The sequence below is a fragment of the Nonomuraea sp. NPDC049378 genome (assembly GCF_055586745.1).
The window spans coordinates 12,113-30,230 of sequence record NZ_JBVJHP010000008.1 but is presented as its reverse complement, the minus strand read 5'-3'; the positions used below and the strand labels follow the sequence as shown (position 1 = coordinate 30,230).

Annotated in this window: 16 protein-coding genes; 12 read left to right on the top strand and 4 right to left on the bottom strand. The window is 69.1% G+C overall.

The genetic code is table 11. The annotated features are described in order from the left end of the window. The first annotated feature begins 21 nt into the window (after positions 1-21). The 8 genes from ACZ6SA_RS18430 to ACZ6SA_RS18395 are packed head-to-tail and all read left to right on the top strand — an operon-like array spanning position 22 to position 9,506. Complete coding sequence (locus tag ACZ6SA_RS18430) at positions 22-738, top strand: branched-chain amino acid ABC transporter ATP-binding protein (protein WP_465829143.1); 717 nt, start codon at positions 22-24, stop codon at positions 736-738. Next, entirely contained in the window at positions 719-1,753 is a 1,035-nt protein-coding gene (locus ACZ6SA_RS18425) for a M14 family metallopeptidase (RefSeq protein ID WP_465829141.1), read from the top strand. Before ACZ6SA_RS18430 ends, ACZ6SA_RS18425 begins: the two co-directional genes overlap by 20 nt. After that, positions 1,750-2,355 (top strand): DUF1989 domain-containing protein, encoded by a 606-nt coding sequence (locus tag ACZ6SA_RS18420; RefSeq protein ID WP_465829139.1) that lies wholly within the window; start codon positions 1,750-1,752, stop codon positions 2,353-2,355. Before ACZ6SA_RS18425 ends, ACZ6SA_RS18420 begins: the two co-directional genes overlap by 4 nt. Next, on the top strand, positions 2,356-3,732 hold the full coding sequence (locus tag ACZ6SA_RS18415; RefSeq protein WP_347648048.1) for an amidase: 1,377 nt from the start codon (positions 2,356-2,358) through the stop codon (positions 3,730-3,732). Then, complete coding sequence (locus ACZ6SA_RS18410) at positions 3,729-6,062, top strand: molybdopterin-dependent oxidoreductase (RefSeq protein WP_465829137.1); 2,334 nt, start codon at positions 3,729-3,731, stop codon at positions 6,060-6,062. Before ACZ6SA_RS18415 ends, ACZ6SA_RS18410 begins: the two co-directional genes overlap by 4 nt. Further along, positions 6,052-7,695 (top strand): rhodanese-like domain-containing protein, encoded by a 1,644-nt coding sequence (locus ACZ6SA_RS18405; protein ID WP_465829135.1) that lies wholly within the window; start codon positions 6,052-6,054, stop codon positions 7,693-7,695. Before ACZ6SA_RS18410 ends, ACZ6SA_RS18405 begins: the two co-directional genes overlap by 11 nt. Before the next feature lie 36 nt (positions 7,696-7,731). Then, entirely contained in the window at positions 7,732-8,958 is a 1,227-nt protein-coding gene (locus tag ACZ6SA_RS18400; protein ID WP_465829133.1) for a MalY/PatB family protein, read from the top strand. After that, complete coding sequence (locus tag ACZ6SA_RS18395; protein ID WP_443153691.1) at positions 8,955-9,506, top strand: cysteine dioxygenase family protein; 552 nt, start codon at positions 8,955-8,957, stop codon at positions 9,504-9,506. The genes ACZ6SA_RS18400 and ACZ6SA_RS18395 overlap by 4 nt, the downstream gene beginning before the upstream one ends. Positions 9,507-9,576: 70 nt before the next feature. On the opposite strand, the gene ACZ6SA_RS18390 is transcribed toward ACZ6SA_RS18395, so the two are convergent. Next, positions 9,577-11,166, bottom strand: coding sequence for a sulfatase family protein (locus ACZ6SA_RS18390; protein WP_465829131.1), 1,590 nt, complete (start codon positions 11,164-11,166; stop codon positions 9,577-9,579). A gap of 376 nt (positions 11,167-11,542) precedes the next feature. On the opposite strand from ACZ6SA_RS18390, the gene ACZ6SA_RS18385 reads away from it, so the two are divergent. The 3 genes from ACZ6SA_RS18385 (at position 11,543) to ACZ6SA_RS18375 (ending at position 16,105) form a co-directional block, all read left to right on the top strand. After that, positions 11,543-13,816 carry an ATP-binding protein gene (locus ACZ6SA_RS18385; protein ID WP_465829129.1) on the top strand — a complete coding sequence of 758 codons (2,274 nt, stop codon included), beginning with the start codon at positions 11,543-11,545 and terminating at the stop codon, positions 13,814-13,816. 84 nt (positions 13,817-13,900) lie between these two features. Next, on the top strand, positions 13,901-15,172 hold the full coding sequence (locus tag ACZ6SA_RS18380) for an MATE family efflux transporter (protein WP_465829127.1): 1,272 nt from the start codon (positions 13,901-13,903) through the stop codon (positions 15,170-15,172). A 33-nt stretch (positions 15,173-15,205) separates the two neighbouring features. Further along, positions 15,206-16,105: an LLM class flavin-dependent oxidoreductase gene (locus tag ACZ6SA_RS18375; protein WP_347648056.1), complete on the top strand. Its 900-nt coding sequence runs from the start codon at positions 15,206-15,208 to the stop codon at positions 16,103-16,105. Here the strand turns inward: ACZ6SA_RS18375 and ACZ6SA_RS18370 are convergent. Continuing rightward, positions 16,095-16,409 carry an MmyB family transcriptional regulator gene (locus ACZ6SA_RS18370; RefSeq protein ID WP_465829514.1) on the bottom strand — a complete coding sequence of 105 codons (315 nt, stop codon included), beginning with the start codon at positions 16,407-16,409 and terminating at the stop codon, positions 16,095-16,097. The two genes, ACZ6SA_RS18375 and ACZ6SA_RS18370, sit on opposite strands and share 11 nt — an antisense overlap. After that, positions 16,372-16,911, bottom strand: coding sequence for a helix-turn-helix domain-containing protein (locus tag ACZ6SA_RS18365; RefSeq protein ID WP_465829125.1), 540 nt, complete (start codon positions 16,909-16,911; stop codon positions 16,372-16,374). Before ACZ6SA_RS18365 ends, ACZ6SA_RS18370 begins: the two co-directional genes overlap by 38 nt. 113 nt (positions 16,912-17,024) lie before the next feature. Here ACZ6SA_RS18365 and ACZ6SA_RS18360 point away from each other — a divergent pair, with 113 nt between their 5' ends. Continuing rightward, complete coding sequence (locus ACZ6SA_RS18360) at positions 17,025-17,426, top strand: hypothetical protein (RefSeq protein ID WP_347648058.1); 402 nt, start codon at positions 17,025-17,027, stop codon at positions 17,424-17,426. 13 nt (positions 17,427-17,439) lie between these two features. Here ACZ6SA_RS18360 and ACZ6SA_RS18355 read toward each other — a convergent pair whose 3' ends face one another. Beyond that, a complete protein-coding gene (locus tag ACZ6SA_RS18355; protein WP_347648059.1) occupies positions 17,440-18,081 on the bottom strand; it encodes an HAD family hydrolase in 642 nt (213 codons plus the stop codon). Positions 18,082-18,118: the final 37 nt, after the last annotated feature.

Here is an 18,118-nt window from a genome sequence, read left to right as displayed (position 1 = left end):
TACCTGTCCGGTGTGCCCATCGTGAACGACCTGACCTATGGATTCGCCAGCGGATGCCTCACGACGATCGTGGGCCCCAACGGCGCAGGAAAGTCTTCCCTGCTCAAAGGCATCTACGGGTTGACCAAGTGGTGCAAGGGGTCCATCCGCATCGGCGATCGCGACATCACCACGTTGCCCGCCTGGAGCCGCATGCAGGCCGGCATCAGCCTGGTTCCTCAGGGACGCTGCAACTTCCCGCGCATGACGGTGCAGGAAAACCTGCAGCTGGGCGTCTACACGCTGCCACGCGGCAGCCGTGCGGTCGCGGTCGACGAATCGCTGGACCATTTCCCCGCCCTCGCCGCCCAGCGGACGCGGCCGGCCGGAAATCTCAGTGGCGGGCAGCAGCAGCTCCTGGAGATCGCCATGGCGATGATGGCGCGTCCACGCGTGCTGCTCATCGACGAGCCGTCGCTCGGGCTCTCCCCCAAGGCGCGGTGCCAGATCTTCGACGAGCTGAAGGAGATCGCCGCCCTTGGCGTGTCCGTCGTCATGGTGGAGCAGAACGTGATCGAAGGTCTCTCCGCCTCGGACGTCGCCGTCGTCATGGTTGACGGTCGTATCCACCGGCACGGCCCGGCCGAGGAAGTCCTCAGCGATCCGGAGATGAAGCACGTCTTTCTCGGAGGCCGGCCTGACGCCCCCGCCCCCGGACCCGAACCCGACAGGAGACGTCATGACGACGACGGTAACTGACCACCTGAGCCGTACGATCGTCGGCGACACCGGCCGAGGCCTGGTCGAGGCCGGCCGATTGGCCAGCGGCAACACGATCGGCATTCCCTACATGATCGCCCGCGGTAAGGGCGACGGCCCTTGCCTGTGGGTCAATGCGGCAGTCCATGGTGACGAGTCGCAGGCGGCGATCGTCGCGACGGAGTTCTTCCGTTCCATCTCATCGCTTCCCCTGTACGGCAACGTCATCGTGACGCCCGTCGCCAACCCCCTGGCCTTCGACTACCGGCGCAAACATTCCCCCTTCGACGGAGTGGATCTCGATCAGAGCTTCCCCGGAAGGGCTGACTTCCTCGGCACGCAGCGGCTCGCCCATCGCCTCTTCGAGGAGTTCGCACCGCTGGCCGACGTGGTGGTCAACATCCACACCATGGGCCCCTTTCTCGATGCCTGCAACTACGCCGTCTACAAGTTGCATCCCCGAGAAGCCCACGAGCACGACCTTCTGTCCATGATCTCCTTGCTCGATCCACGGGTGGCCTGCCGCATGGACGTCTCGGGTCCGGGCGAACTGCCCGGTCACATCGCCGGGGCGCTGGACTACCAGATGATGGAGCTGGGCAAGCGGGCCTTCATGCTGGAGGCGGGCGCGGGAGGCCGGCTCGACCGTGAGGCCGTGGACAGAGCCGTCGCCGGTCTCGTCCGCCTCGCCACGGCGATCGGCACCGCGAAGGGAAACCCCTTCGCCTGGCCGTCCTCCATATGCCGGGCCACTCGGCGTACACACGTCACCACCACTGACGGGGGCTTCTTTCACGCGCTCGTCGCTCCCGGCGAGGTGGCCGCGGCGGGACAACCGCTCGGCGAGGTCCGCAACGCCTTCGGTGACGTCGTGGCATCGATCGGTATGCCGTCGCCGGCGCTCGTGATCGGCATCCGGCGTGACCCCGTCGTGCACTCCGGTGATCGCGTGGCATTCGTCGCCACCGAGTGGAGCGACGTCGATCTGACCTCGGCATCCCGGAAGTCGTCATGAGCAGGCAGAGTCAGCAGGTCGAAGCAGCCGAGATCGGGACCTTTCGCGTCGCTGCGGGAGAGACACTGCGTGTGATCAACTCGCTCGGCGGGCAGGTCGTCGACGCGTGGTTCTTCACCGCGGACGACTGGACCGAGCACGTCTGCATGAGCCACTCCCGCGCGGCGCTGCGAACGATCCGGCCAGGAGTGGGGAGCGCCTTCGTCACCTGCCGGCGCGTTCCGCTGATCACGATGGTCGCCGACACGTCGCCCGGCATCCACGACATGACCATGCCCCCATGCGACCGATGGCGCTATCAGCAACTCAACGCTCCGGGGCATCGCAACTGCGCCGACAACCTCAGGTCGGCCCTGCGCGCGGCCGGCCATGCACCTGCTGCGCTGCTGCCTGATCCGCTCAATCTCTTTCAGAACTCCCCGGTCGACCCCGACGGGCACATAACGTTCCGGGAATCCTCCGCGCCGGCCGGCTCCTACGTCGATCTGCGGGCGGACAGAGATCTCGTCGCGTTCCTGTCCGTGTGCCCGATGGACATCATGCCGATCAACGGTGGCAGCCCGCGAGGGATCGCGGCCGCCGTCCTCGACGAGGTGACGTAGATGGCGACGTCACCGGCCGATCTGACCCTGGAAGAGACCTGGGCCGCCCTCCACCGGAGAGAGCTGTCGCCCCACGAGGTGGCCGCCGGCTACGTGGAGGCGATCAACCGCTGGGAACCGGCACTGGGCGCCTTCGTGTCAGTCAGCGAGGACCGGGTGCACAACGTCGCCCGACTCGTCACGGACGAGTTCCGGAGGGGCGTGTTCAGGCCGTTGGCAGGCATCGGCGTGAGCGTCAAGGACAACATCGACGTCGCAGGACTGCAGACCACGGCCGGATCATCGTGGCTGAACGAGCGAGCCACCGACAACGCCGAATGCTGGCGGCGCGTGGAGCTGTCCGGAGCCGTGCACATCGGGAAGACCAACATGCACGAATTCGCCTACGGCGCCACCAACGTCAATCACAAGGCCCAGACCACGCGCAATCCCTGGGACCGCCGCCACATCTGTGGCGGATCGAGCGGCGGAAGCGCCGTGTCCGTGGCCATCGGTTCCTGCGGCGCGTCACTCGGCACCGACACCGGAGGATCCGTACGCATACCGGCGGCCCTCACCGGCGTCACGGGCTTCAAGCCGACCCTGGGCCGGATACCCACCGCCAAGGTTTTCCCGCTCAGTCCCTCCTGCGACACCGTCGGCGTGCTCAGCCGCACGGCCGACGGCTGCGCCCGCATCTTCCAGAGCCTGATCCTGCACAGCGCTCCCGAACACGACGACCCTGGGCGCCTGTCGTTGCGCGGAGCCCACCTGGGCGTCGTGATGTCGCATGTCTCCCGGTCCTCGCCGGCTGTCAGCGACGCCTTCCGCCGCGCGCTCGACGCCGTCGAAGCGTTGGGTGCGACGGTGGAACCCTTCGAGCTCGCCTGCGAGGAGGACGCCCGGCTCAGCACGGGCACCATCGTCGCGTTCGAAGCAGCTCAGGTGCATCGTCGCTGGCTGCGGGACCGTGGCGACGACTACGGGGACGATGTCAGGGCACGTCTGGAGACCGGGCTCACGGTGTCCGGCCGGCGATACCGCGCGGCCAAGGACGATCGCAGAGAACTCGCGGCGAGGATGCTGGAGAGCCAGAGCCGGTTCGACGCCGTCATCGGTCCGACGGTCCCCGTCACCGCTCCCCTGGTCGACGAGTGCCACCTCGCGCGGGCAGCCGAGATGCAGGCCGCGCTGCTGGCGAACACCTACTGCTACAACGTCACCGGCCAGCCGGCGATCTCCGTTCCCTGCGGAATGGCGAGCGACGGCCTGCCGGTCGGACTCCAGATCGCGGCAGCCCCGGGCCGGGATCTGGACGTCCTCAGGATCGCCATGGCCCTGCAGACAACAACCGGGTGGCATCGTCATCGCCCGTCGTTGGAAGGGCTGAGGACATGACCGCCGGCGCGGGCCGGCAGAGCAGCTCCCACTGGGGCGCCTTCCGGGCAAGGATCAGCGGCGACGGCCTCGCCGTCACCCCGCACGAGCTGGATGCGCGGCCCTCCCCCCTCCTGGGCAACCTGAGCGGGGCGCACAACCATCCCGCGAGGGTCCTGCAGCCGATGGTGCGACGAGGGTGGTTGGCGGACGGACCGGGACCCAGCAGCGCACGGGGACAAGACGAGTTCGTTCGCGTGGACTGGCCGGACCTCACCGCGATCCTGGCGACCGAGCTCGAACGCGTCATCACGGAGTACGGCAACGCCGCCATCTTCGGCGGTTCCTACGGATGGGGAAGTGCGGGCCGTTTCCATCATCCGCAGAGCCAGGTGCACCGCTTCCTCAACACCATCGGCGGTTTCACCAGGTCGGTCAACACCTACAGCACCGGCGCCTCAAGCGTGATCCTGCCTCACGTGCTCGGCCAGGACGTGGCCGCGGTCCACGGCCTGACCAGCTGGTCGGTCCTCGCCGAGCACACCACCATGATCCTCGCCTTCGGCGGGTTGCCGGTCAAGAACATGCAGGTCGCCCCCGGGGGGATCACCAGGCATCGGAGCGAAGCCGCTCTCCGGCAGCTCATCGACAACGGCACCTCGATCGTCGTGGTGAGTCCGGTGAGGACGGACTGCCCCGACGGGCGTGGCGTTCGCTGGTGCCCGATCAATCCCGGCACGGATGTCGCGATGATGCTGGCACTCGCCTGGGTGCTGATCACCAGCCATCTGCACGACACCGAGTTCCTCAACACCCGCTGCACCGGATACGGGCAGCTCGAGGCCTACATCCTCGGGCACACGGACGGTGTGAGGAAAGATCCCGCCTGGGCCGAGGGCATCACCGGGGTCGCCGCCGGCGACATCTGCTCGCTGGCCACGCAGATGGCGGCGAACCGCACCTTCGTCTCCGTCACCTGGTCACTGCAGCGCGCCGAGCATGGGGAACAACCGCCCTGGGCGGCCATCGCGCTGGCAGCCGTCCTCGGTCAGATCGGCACCCCGGGAGGCGGCTTCGGACACGGCTACGGATCCATGGGCGACGTGGGTCTTCCGAAGGTTTCGGGCCAACTGCCCACCCTTCCGCAGGGGGACAACCCCGTCGACGCCTTCATCCCCGTCGCGCGGATCTCCGACATGCTCCTCAACCCCGGTGCGCCCTTCGCATACAACGGCGGCACCTACCGATACCCGCATACACGGCTCGTCTACTGGTGCGGAGGCAACCCGTTCCATCACCATCAGGACATCGGCCGGCTGCGCCGGGCCATGGCCGCGCCGGACACGGTGGTGGTTCACGAACCGTACTGGACGGCGACCGCCAGGCACGCCGACATCGTCGTTCCCTCGGCCACGTTCCTGGAGCGGTCCGACCTCGGCGCCTCACGCGGCGACCCCTGTCTCATCGCCATGCGTCAGGTGTGTGATCCTCCCGGCGACGTGAGAACCGACTACGAGACGTTCAGCGAGCTGGCGGACGCGCTGGACGTCGGCTCCTTCTTCAGCGAGGGCGACTCCGAGCACGCCTGGCTGCGCCGGCTGTACGAAACCTGGCGGAGCCGGTCCTCGTCCGACGGCGTCGATCTCCCGTCGTTCGACGGCTTCTGGTCCGCCGGGCACGTCGAGTTGCCGAGCGCCCCGAACGATCAGGTCATGCTGTACGACTTCGTACAGGATCCGGAGAACGCGCCGCTCAGGACGCCCAGCGGGCGCATCGAGCTCACCTCGGCCACCGTCAGCTCGTTCGGTTATGACGACTGTCCAGGTCATCCCAGCTGGCTGCCGCCGGCCGCCGGGCCCACCGACGCCCATCCGCTCACGCTCCTCGCGTCCCAGCCGGCGCACCGGCTCCACAGCCAGCTGGACATGGGCGCCACCAGCCAGAGCAGCAAAATCCATGGACGGGAACCGCTGCTGATGCACCCGGACGACGCGGTCGCACGCGGGATCGCGCCGGGCCGCGTCGTGCTCATCACGAGTGAGCAGGGAAGTTGCCTCGCGGGCGCCGTCCTCAGCTCCGACATCAAACCGGGCTGTGTGCAGCTCGCCACGGGCGCGTGGTACGACCCGCTGGACCCGCGCGACGTCGATTCCCCATGTCGCCACGGGAACGTGAACACCCTGACCAGGGACCGCGGCACATCCCGGCTCGCACAGGGGTGCACCGGGCAGCTGGTGAGCGTCGAAGTACGCCTCTACCAGGAACGCGTCCCGGCCGTGCACGCCCATCGTCCTCCCCCTGGGGCGCACGCCCCCCTTCCCTGTGAAAGACAGGTGCCTCATGACCTCTGAATCCTTCATCGCGTACGACGAGATCAAGCGGTGGCGTGACGCGGGAAAGGCTCACGCGCTGCTGGACGTACGCGAACGAGGTGAATATGCGCTCGGTCAGATACCGGGCAGTTGCCCTCTCCCTCGTGGTCTCATCGAGATCTGCCTGCGCCGGCTGGTGCCCTGGAAGAACGTTCCGCTGGTTCTCTACTCGAACGATGACCATCGAAGCCGCCTGGCGGCGCAGACCTGCCGGGAGCTGGGACACGACGACGTCAGGGTCCTGGAGGGCGGGTTGAACCGCTGGTCCAAGGAGGGAAACGCGCCGGTCTACGGTGTCAACGTCATCGGCAAGACGTTCGGCGAGAGGCTGTCGATCACCGACCAGGTGCAGCAGCTCGATCCCGACGGGATCGCCGCTCTCGCCGACCGCACGGAAACGTTCGTCTTCGACGCCCGCACGGCCGGCGAGTACGCCAAGGGGCACATCCCAGGGGCGTTCCACGTTCCGGGCGGTGAGCTCGTCCCCACTCTCTGCCGGGCCGGCATCGAAGGGCTGGGCAAGGAGCACCCCATCGTCGTCCACTGCGCTGGACGAACCCGGAGCATCGTCGGCGCCTACCTGCTGAAGCAGGCCGGATTCAGCAATGTCTATGCGCTGCGCAACGGAACGATGGCCTGGGTGATGTCAGGTCGTGAGCTCTCCGTCGAGGCGAGGCCCTGGACCGCGCCCGCGGCCGCCGAGGACGGTCAGGAACGGGCGGCCGCGTTCGCGGAGGACTTCGTCCACGGCACCCGGGCCTTTCCCCTTCAGGTGTCGGAGGCCATGGAGCTCATCGAGCGCGACGACGTCTGCTACATGATCGACGTACGCCTGGTCGACGAGTACGTCGCCGGCCATGTCCCCGACGCTCTTTCCTGCCCGGCAGGCCAGCTTGCCAACGCGGTGGACGAGCACATCGGTGTCCGTGACGCCCTCCTCGTGTGCTACTCGAACGACGAGACCCGCGCGAGGATCGGGGCAGGACTGCTGTCGCGGATCGGATACCGCCGGGTCGCGTGGCTCACCGGCGGCATCAGGGAGTGGTCCCGCGGCGGAGGCGCGGTCGTCGCCGGCAGTCCCCAAGCCTACCTCGATGACCTCTCACTTCCCGGACCGGACATCCGCACGATCGCTGCGGATCGGCTGCAGGCCGATCTGACGGCAGGCAGCAGGGTGCTGGTGGATGTGAGGCGGAGCAGCGAGTACGCCCTGAGCCACATCCCCGGCTCCGTATGGGTTCCCCGGGGGGATCTGGAACGCCGCATCGAGACGTACGCGTCTCCCGGCACGTCCCTGGCCGTCGCCTCCGACCGGGAGCTCCGTTCCACGCTCGCGGCCAGGACGCTGCTGAGCATGGGCTACGAAGACGTCGTCGTCCTCGGCGGTGGCATCAACCGATGGATCGCCTCCGGCCATCCGGTCGAAGAAGGGCTCGATGGAGCTGACGTGTCCTTGGCCGAGGCCAAGGAAGACGCGGAACTCGTCGCCCGGCGACCCAAGATGCTCGAGCGCAACCGCGAGGACATGGTGCGCTACCTCGACTGGGAGGAACGCCTCGGTGAGGAGCTCCTGTCCGACGCCGAGTCCTCGACAGGAAAGCACTCATCGTGAACGTGACAGGCGGGCACCGCAGGGTGAGGGAGGGTCATGGCTGAGGAACTGGCCCTCCCGGAGGTCGAACTCCGCGCCCGCATCAGCAAGAAGTGGCACGCCTATCCTCCGGACGTGTTGCCGCTGTGGCTGGCCGACATGGATTTCCGGCCCGCGGAGGCCGTCAGATCCGCTGTGCTGGAGGCAGCGGAAGCAGGACAGTTCACCTACCCACTTGATGCCGAGCACCGCGGGGTCGCGCAGGCATTCGCGGCCCGTATGCGCGACCGCTTCGGCTGGGAGGCCGGCGCCGACCGGGTGGCGGTGCTCGCCGACCTGGTGCAGGGCCTGACGACCTCGGTGATGGCCTTCAGCGAACCAGGGGACGGGGTTGTCATCTTCAGCCCCATCTATCCCCCGTTCATGCGAAGCATCGAGGTGAGCGGCCGGAAAGTGGTCGATGTGCCGCTGGCGGAGGAGGCTGACGGGTTCGTCATCGACTTCGATCTGCTCGAACAGCAAGCCGCCCGCCCCGACGTCACCCTCATGCTGCTCTGCCATCCTCACAATCCGACGGGTCGCGTCTTCACCGACGCCGAACTTCGCCGGGTGTCCGGCATCGCGGCCGAGCACGGGATCGTCGTGGTGTCCGACGAGGTGCACGCCGACCTGGTGTACGCCCCTCATCGCCACACGGTGTTCGCGACCGTTTCCGAAGCTCCCACCGTGACGCTGCAGTCGGCGACCAAGGCCTTCAACATCGGCGGTCTCCGATGCGGTCTCATGCACTTCGGGTCCGAGCCTCTGCACCGGCGCTTTCTCGAGGTGTTTCCCGACAGGTCTCTGGGCCGGGTGTCAGGACTCGCCGCGGCGGCGACGGTGGCCGCCTGGAGCGGAGGGGACGCCTGGCTGGGCGACGTCCTGGAGACGCTCGAGGCCAACCGCCAGCAGGTCTTCCAGTGGGTGTCGAATCATCCGAGCGTCCGTGCGCACATGCCTGAAGGCACGTACTTCGCCTGGCTGCACTTCGCCCGGTTGCCGGCGAACGTGACTTCGGCGCACGAGTTCCTGCTGCGTTCCGCCCATGTCGCCCTCCACGCAGGGCAGGAGTTCGGCGCTCCCTACACCTCGTGGGCGCGGCTGAACTTCGCCACGTCACCTCGCATCCTGCGAAAAGCGCTCAACCGCATGACCGCGGCGATGCCGGCCCCTCTCATCGGTCATCCGGCACGACCGTGCCCTCCCGACAACAACGGAACACCACTACGCGAGACGAGGACATGATGGAGCCTCTGCACCAGTTCATCCATGATCTGCGGGACCTCACCACCGCGAAGGACCGGCTGCCCGACGACGCCCTGGCCACCACGGTGGGCACGCTGCTGGAGGAGCTCGTCACCCGGCCCAACCCCATCCCCGCCGAGTTCACCGTGAGGTCGGCGCTGCACGGAGGACGTGGCCGTTACATCCTGCATCGTTCACCCACGTTCACGATCAGTTCGATCGTGTGGGCTCCCGGTGAGGTCGCTCCTCCTCATACGCATGAAACGTGGGGGGCCATCGGGCTGATCTCCAACCGGATCGAGGAACGGCGCTACGAGCTGAACGGCGACGACACCGTACGTCCCGTCGAACACCACCGGCACGACCGCGGCGCCGTCTCCGTCCTGATTCCCGACGACGACATCCATTCGATGCACAACCTGACCAACACCGACACCGTCGAGATCCACGTGTACGGCAAGGACCTGACCGGATTGGTCCGCAGGCGCTGGACAGTGGAAGGGCAGGACATGCGGGAATTCTCGAGCGGGAAGTACATGAACTGCTGAGAAGCCACACCCACGCCCCTCGTCCGAGAGCCGGACACACGTGCGGGCCCGAGCTTCGAGGCCGGCCGCTTCAGCTCAGATGAGCGGCCGTCCAGCAGTCAACCGAGCCGGGCTTGCCGCAGCCCTCCAGGCCGTCGAGGGCCTTGCCGAGTCGGGCAGTCCTGGCGTTGTCCGGGTCGTTGCTCTCCTGGTGGGGGTCGGTGACGGTGTTGTAGTACTCGGGCTTCGGCTCGCCCTCGTACTCGACGTACAGATCGCCCGCGGTGCGCACGGCCGTGTAGGTGGGGGGCTGGGAGTTGCCGGCCTTGAGGCTGTCGGCGTCGGGGTCCGGCTCGCCGGGCGCCTCCGGGTCCGGTTTCACGTGCTCGATCAGCGCCGCGTCACGCCAGCCCTTGACCTTGTGGCCCTGGATGAGGGGCACCAGGCTGCGCCCGTCGCGGCTGTCGCGCACCTCCGGGTCGGCACCCGCCAGGTCGAGGAAGGTCGCGAACAGGTCCACGTTCTGGGCGATGGCGCCGGTCACGAGGTCACCGTGCCGCCCGGCCGCCGGCCGCCTGACCAGCAGCGGCACCCGCACGTCATGGTCGTAGGCGGTGGACTTGCCGCGCACCAGGCGGTGCTGGCCAAGGTGGAAGCCGTTGTCACTGGTGAAGATGACATACGTGTTGCGCTTCTCCTCGTCCGTCAGGGTGGACATGACGCGCTCCACCATGTCGTCAACCGACTGCACCATGCGGATCCGATCGCGGAAGTCCGTACGCAGCTCCTTGACGAGTTTCGGGCCGATCTTTCCGCGCCGCACCCAGGACGGCTTGTCGGCGGTGTCCTCGTCGAAGGCGGGCAGCGCGGTCACGTCGATGCCGTTGCAGTCAGGCCCGCCGCAGTCGCCGTGCGGAAACTGCCCCGCGGGCCACTTGGTCTTCGGCCGGTCACGACGCGCCGGCGGGAAGCGGGGTTCCTTGTCGCCCGGCTTGGAGCCGACCCTGGAATGCGGCGAGAACGGCGAGACCTGGAGGAAGAACGGCTCGCCTGGCGCGTGCTCGCGGGAACGCTCGATGAAGTCGGCCGCCCGCTGCCCGAGCACGTCCACCAGGTATTTGCCGCCGGAGGGGTCGAGCGGCTTCTCGCCCGCCGTCTCCTCCTTGATGTAGCGGGTGAGCTCGTACCTGAACTCGTTGTAGCCGCCGCCCGCGGCCACGTGCCATTCGTCCCACCCGGCCGGCACCTTGTAGTCGGGGCCCACCGGGTACTCGTTGATGTACTTGCCCAGGTAGCCCGTCCGGTAGCCGGCCTGATCCAGCGAGACGGCGTACGTGCGACTCTCGTGCTTCTCGAACGCCTGATAGCCGCCGCCGTCGGACCCCTTGTTCGTCTCCACGCCGGTGTTGTGCGGGAACTGGCCGGTGAACGTGGAGGCCCGCGACGGGCAGCAGAGCGAGTTGGACACGTAGTAGTCGGTGAACGTCGTGCCCTGCTTGGCCAGGTTGCTGACGGTGTCCATGTACTGGAGCAGATCGGCTGACATGTCGTCCACGAGGAAGAAGATGATGTTCGGCTGTTTGGGCTTGGCCACCGCGCCGGCGCCCGCCTGGGACACCATGGTGAGCCCGAGGGCGACGACCAGCGCCAGGGCCCTCCGGATACCAGCGGTCACGGACATGACTGCCTCTTTTACCAGTTTGAGAAGATCGACGTTGCGACGAAGGTAATGTGCGACTCAGCAACTGATCAATAGGTATGGCGTGTTGACCATGGCCGTGCCGGCGGTCGCCATGGGAGCGGCGGACGGCGCGCAGGCCGTCATCGTGTTCGGAAGCTCGCGGGTGTTTAGCATCCGTGCAGCGGTGTATTTACCCGATGTAACACCAGGTCGGACGGCCCCGTAGCGTGGGTGTAGCGGTCCTGCCGTGGTGACTGCTGGGGATCGAGGCCAGCGCGAGGCTCGCATGAACACAGGCACAACTGAAGGTGTCAGGCGGCGAAGGCCAGATCGGCTGCCGGCTCAGGTGACCAGTTTCGTCGGACGACGGCCGGAGGTGAACGAAGCCAAGCGGATGTTCGGCACGGCGCCTGTGGTGACCCTCACCGGCGTCGGCGGCGTCGGCAAGACCCGGCTCGCGATCCATGTGGCCGCTGAGGTCCAACGAGCCTTTCGTGACGGTGTGTGGATGGTTGAGCTCGCGACGCTGGACGATCCGAAGCTGCTCGCCCAGACCCTGCTCTGCGCTCTGCATGTGCAGAACCGCTCCTCCCGGCCACCGGTGGAGGTGCTCGTCGACCACGTGCGGGACATGCAGATGCTCGTGGTCCTGGACAACTGCGAGCACCTGCTGGAGGAGTGCGCGGTGCTGGCCACGACGCTGGTGCGTTCCGCGCCGGAGCTTCGGATCCTGGCCACCAGCAGGGAGGCGCTGGGCATCGCCGGCGAACGCGTGCTGGCCGTGCCGACGTTGTCCTTGCCGGATTCCGAAAATCCTCAGCCGCAGGCCTGGACCCGAGGGGAGGCGGTGCAGCTGTTCGCCGAGCGGGCCTCGGCCGTGCTGCCCGGCTTCGAGGTCACCGAGACCAACAGGACCATGGTGGAGGGGATCTGCCGCCGGCTGGACGGCCTTCCCCTCGCCATCGAGCTGGCGGCCGTACGGCTGAGGGCGCTGTCGCCCGAACAACTGCTGGACCGGCTGGAGAACCGCTTCCAGCTGCTCACCACCGGGCCGCGGGCGACGCTGCCCCGGCAGCGGACGTTGCGTGCGCTCGTCGACTGGAGCCACGGCCTGTGCACGGAGCCGGAGCAGCTGCTCTGGGCCCGCGCGTCGGTGTTCACCGGCGGACTGGACCTGGAAGCGGCCGAGGCGGTGTGCTCCGGGGACGGCATCGCCCGCGAACAGGTCCTCGACCTGGTGACCGGGCTGGTGGACAAATCCCTGCTGGTCAGGGAGGACAGCCCCACCGGGATGCGCTACCGGATGCTGGAGACGATCCGGGAGTACGGCCGCGAGCAACTGCTCGCCTCCGGCCAGGAGGCCACGCTGCGGCGCAGGCACCGCGACCACTACCGCGACCTGGCGGCACAGGCGCGCGCCGAAGCGTTCGGCCCGGATCAGCTGGAATGGTTCGCCAGGTTGCGGATCGAGCACGCCAATCTCCGTCAGGCCCTGGATTACTGCTTCGCCGCGCCGGAGGAGGCAGAAACCGGTCTGAGCATGGCCACGGACCTCGTCCAGCACTGGAAGACCGGCGACTACCTGCGCGAAGGACGCGACCGCCTGGACCAGGGGCTGGCCGCGATCACCGAGCCGAGCGAGCTTCGAGGCCGGGCCCTGGTGGTCAACGCCTGGCTGGCCAACACCCAGGCCGACGTCGTCACCGCCGAGTCGATGGTCCGGCAGGCTCGGGAGGTCGGCGAGCAGCTCGGGCTGGAGGCGGTGCTGGCCTACGCCGCGCTCTACTCCGGGACGATCGCCATGTACCGCGGGGACAGCGAGTCGGCGGTCGCCCTCTACGAGGAGGCGGTCTCCCGCCACCGCACCACCGGCGACCCGATGGGCCTGACTCGTGCGCTGGTCCGGCTCTGCCTGGCACGCGCCCTGCTGGGCGATGTCTCCTCCGCAGTCGCCGCCGGCGAGGAATGCGTGGCCATCTGCGAGGCGCACGGCGACAGATGGGTCAGGGCGTACGCGATGACCGTGCTCGGCGTTCCGCTCTGGCTCCAGGGCGACGCGGAGCACGCGACCGCGCTGGAGCGGGAGAGCCTGCGGTTCCAGCACTCGATCGACGACGTGCTCGGCAGCAGGTTCAACATCGCGGTGCTGGCCTGGATCGCCGCCGGCCAGGGGCAGCACCGGCGAGCGGCCACGCTGCTGGGAATCGTACGGAGCCTGGAGCGGACGGTGCACATAGTGCCGTTCAGGTACAGGCAGTTCCTTCGCCGACACGAAGAATGCGAGTCGTGTGTCCGTGAGGCTCTCGGCAAGCCAGCCTTCGAAGCGGCTGTCACGCGAGGTGCCGGGCTGTCCTACGACGAGAAGATCTTCTTCGCCTTGGGCGAGTCCGACTCCGCGAACGAGCCGGCCGGCGAGGAAACGTCGTGGTCACCGCTGACGCGCAGGGAGGCGGAGATAGCGCGCCTGGTCGCTCAGGGGATGAGCAACAAGGAAATCGCGGCTGCCTTGGTGATCGCCCAGCGCACCGCCGAGGGCCACGTCGAGCACATCCTGAACAAGCTCGGCTACAACTCCCGCACCCAGATCGCCCTCTGGGCCAAACAACGGGACACGCCCGGACATGACGAGGGATCCACAGGTCAGCGCTAGCGACGGACAGCCACGGCAAAGCAGGCATTCCTGGTAAGCTACGGTATCCTCCCGGGCCGTTCCGCGTCCCGGGATTCTGCTTGCATGCCCCTCCTCCAGCACCGGGCCATCGCCGCGGCGGCGGTCCCGCTCTTCCTGTCCATGACCGTCAACCAGGTGGCCGGCCTGGTCACCACGGCGGTGCTCGGGCGGCGCGCGACCGCCGCGCTGGCCGCGTACGCGGTGACGACGGCCGTGCTCAACCCCGCCTTCACCGCCATCACCGGTGCGCTGCGCGGCATGGCGCCGTTCATCGCCCCCCACCGCGAGCACCCGCCTGGCGCGATCCCCGTCCTGCGGGACGCGCGGTGGCTGGCGCTCAGCGTCGCCGCACTCGCCGCCGTAGCCGTGGCCTGCGTCCCCGTCGTCGCCTCGCTCGGCGGCGCGCCGCCGGAGGTGCTGGCGGAGCTCGGGATCTTCCCCTACCTGCTGGTCGTGCACGTGCTGCTGTACGGCCTGGGCGGCGGCGCCAACGCGGCGCTGATCGCGCTCGGCCACAGCCGCCAGGTGATCTGGGCGAGCCTCGCCGGCGCCGCCGTGTCGATCGTGCTGGTCGTCCTCCTCGTCCCCCGGATCGGCCTGCCGGGGCTGGGATGCTCGATGATCGCCGCGGGCGCCACCGCCCTCGCGGTGTCCAACCTGCGCCTGCGCCGGCTGCTCGGCGGCAGCGTGGGCAGGGGACGGCCGCGGCCCGCGGAGATCATGAAGCTGGCGCGGGTGGGCATTCCCCTGTCGGGCACGCTGCTGATCAAGTTCGCGGTGCTCGGGGTCGTCACGTACGCGGCGGTCCGCACGGGCACGCGGGAGGCCGCCGCGCACGCCGTCCTCCACGCCCTGATGGGCCCGCTGATGTTCGTGTCCCTGTCGGTGGCGCAGGCGTCCGTTCCCGAGGTCGCCCGCGCTCAAGGGGTGCGCGAGGTCAGGAGCGTCACCAGGGCGGCGCTCGCGCTGGCCGTCATCGGGGTGGCCGCGGGCGGAGCTCTCCTGCTCGCCTTCCGCGATCCGCTCGTCACGGTGTTCACCTCGGACGACGGCGTCAGGACCACCGTGCTGGGGCTGGCCTGGCTCATGGTCGTCATGGCGGCGGTGGACGGCTCGCAGGCCGTCATGGCGTTCGGGCTGGCGGGGCTCAAACGGTCGTCGTGGAGCCTGGGCTCGGTGGCGGCCGGCTACGGGATGCTCACGGTGGCCGCCGTGCCGGTGGCCGCGACGTGGGGGCTGGCCGGGCTGTGGTGGGCGCTGATCGCCAACTCGGCCCTGCTGATCGTCCTCCAGGGGAGCGGCTTCCTCCGCCACAGCGCCCGCGCGCCCAGTTGACCCCAACCTAGCTTGAGGTTGCACGATTGGGCGATGAACACGTTCGAGATCGGCGTCATCCTGCCCGGCGTGGCAGTGCAGCGGCGGGACGGCATCGACCTGCGGGAGGCAGCCCGGCACGCCGAGGCCGCCGGCCTGGACGGCGTCTGGCACGGCGACCACCTCGCCATCGGCGGGCCGACCCTGGACGCCCCGATCGCCCTGGCCACCGCCGCCGCCGTCACCACCCGCGTCCGGATCGGCACCAGCGTCCTCGTCCCCGGCATCCGTCCCGTCGCCTGGGCCGCCAAACAGGTCGCGACCCTCCAGCACGTCTCCGGCGACCGCCTCGTGCTGGGGGTCGGTTCGGGCGGCGGGCCCGGCCAGTGGGCCGCCGCCGGGGTCCCGTACGCCGAGCGCGGTCCCCGTACCGACACCGCGCTGGAACTCCTCCCCCGCCTGCTGTCCGGCCAGAAGACCGAACTCCACGACGAACCCGGCAACCCGCCCGTAGAGCTGGCGCCGCCCGCGACGACGCCCCCGATCTGGGTCGGCAACGCGTCCGGGGTGGCGATCCGGCGGGCCGCCCGCCTGGGTGACGGCTGGTTCCCCTCCCTGATCTCCCCCCGCCAGGTCGCCGAGGGCGCCGAGCTCCTCGCCGCCCTGGCCGCGGAGCACGGCAGGCCGGCCCCGGTGATCGCCATCGGCGCCACCGGCGCACTGGCCGGCGGGCCGTCCCGCGAGGAGATCGCGTCGGGCATCAGCTCCGCGTACGGCCGCCCGCTCGGGGAGGTCATCGACATCCCGCTCGCCGGCCACCCGGAAGAGGCCGCCGAGAGGCTGGCCGCCTACCGGGAGGCCGGGGCGCGGCACGCGATCGTCGGCGTCGCCGGCGACGACTGGCGGGCCGAGGTGGACCGGCTGGCGGAGGTACGCGGCCTGGTCAACCGGTAGCCGGGCCCGCCGCGGGCCCGGCGAGCAGGCGGAGTGCCTGGGCCGTGAACTCGTCGAGCGGATAGAACAGCTCGATGGCCAGCTCCGACAGCGTCACATCGGCCGGCGCGCCGAACGTGGCCATGGTGCTGAACATCGACAACTCGCCGAACGGGCTGCGGATCCTCAGCGGCACCTGGATCGGGCTCGGCGGATGTTCCGCGCCGTCCGGCTCCGACGTCACCGGATAGCGGGACACCTCCTCGTAGAGTGCCCGGAGCGTCTCGTCACCGGTGGCGTCGACCTGGCGGAGCAGCCGCCGCAGCGTGAGCGTGCGGACCTCGCCCAGGTTCGCCAGCCGGGAGGCCAGCCCGTCGGGGGTGCAGGGTCAGCCGGAAGACGTTCGGCCGCGGCTCCAGCAGGTGCCCGGGCACGCCGTCCATGAGGACGGACATGGCGCGGTTGCCCGCCAGCACGTCCCAGAGCCGGTCGACCACGACCGCGGGGTACGGCTCGTGCGCCGCCAGCATGGCGTCGATCGCCGACCGGACCGAGGCCAGGTAGGCGTCGTCGAGGCTGCTCTCCCGGTAGGCCGGCGCGTAGCCGGCGGCCAGCAGCAGGGTGTTGCGCTCGCGCAACGGGATGTCCAGGGCCTGCGACAGGTGGAGCACCATCGACCGGCTCGGCCGCGCGCGCCCCGTCTCGACGTACGACAGGTGCCGCGCGCTGACGTCCGCCAGGTTGGAGAGGTCGAGCTGGCTGAGCCTGCGGCGCCGCCGCCAGGCACGCAGCTGCGAACCGATCCGGGGCGGCTGCTCCACTTCCATGCCCCGGAGCCTAACGACCGTGACGAGCGGCCATGACCCCGGAGGTTATTGAGCCGACGACCCCGGCGCTGGCACCGTTCCTGTGACCAGATTCTCAGCGGGAGGAGATCGACATGACGACGACCAGGACGGACGCTTCTGGACGGCTGCGGCTGATCCTTCGCGTCGACGGCTGGAGCACCGCCGTCTTCGGCGTGATCATGTTGGCCGGCGCTCAGGCGCTCAGCGGCCCGCTCGGCCTGCCGACCTCGTGGTCCATCCCGTTCGGGGTCGCCATGCTGGGCGGCGCCGCGGCCCTCGGCCTCATCGCCGGATACCCCCGGATTCCGCCGCGCCACGCGGCGTTCGTCGTCGCGGGGAACACGCTGTCGTGCGTGGCACTCCTCGTGCTCGCGTTCTCCGGCCTCATCCCGCTCACCGGGCTGGGCGTGGCGTTCCTGCTGGCCGGAGCCCTGGTGGTGGCCGTCTACGCGGCGCTCGAACTCATGGGCCTGCGCCGGCTCACCGCCGCCTGAGCCCGCCGCGCTCCTACACGAACTCGCGAACGGCGGCCACCAGCTCCGGCATGGTCCTGACGACGCTCCGCGGCTGCCACTGATCGGAGCGCACGGGGTTGGCCTCGGTGTCGTCGCTCAGGAAAACGATCGTGCGCATCCCCAGCGCACGAGCCGGAACAAGATTGACCGGACGGTCGTCGACGAACACCACCTCATCAGGGGAGACGCCCAGCGCCTCGATCACCGTCGTGTAGGCGGCTCTGTCGGGTTTGCGGGCCCGCAGATCGGAGCTGACGAACCACCGCCGCACGGGGCCCTCCAGGCCGAAACGCCGGCGTACGAGCTCGGACCAGACCGCCGTGTCATTGCTCAGGCAGGCGAGGCGCAGGCCATCGCCCCCCAGCTCCGCGAGCGCCTCCTGCACGCCTTCGTTGAGCTGGTGCCGCCCGCAGTAATCCGCGTCACGCCCTTCCCGCGACAGCCCGACGACCGACCAGAACCGGTCGGTCGTCATGCTCCCCAGCGTGGCCGAACGGTAGGCGGCGCGGATGTCCTGCTCGGTTCGCCGGCATCCGTGATCGCGCAGGTAGGGGATCAGGACACGACCCTGCACATTGCCGTACCGGTACAGGACACCCATCGCATCGAAGAGGACCACCTTCGGCCGAGGCATGACCAGAGAGTACGCCGCAGCGACCGGCGGCCCAAGC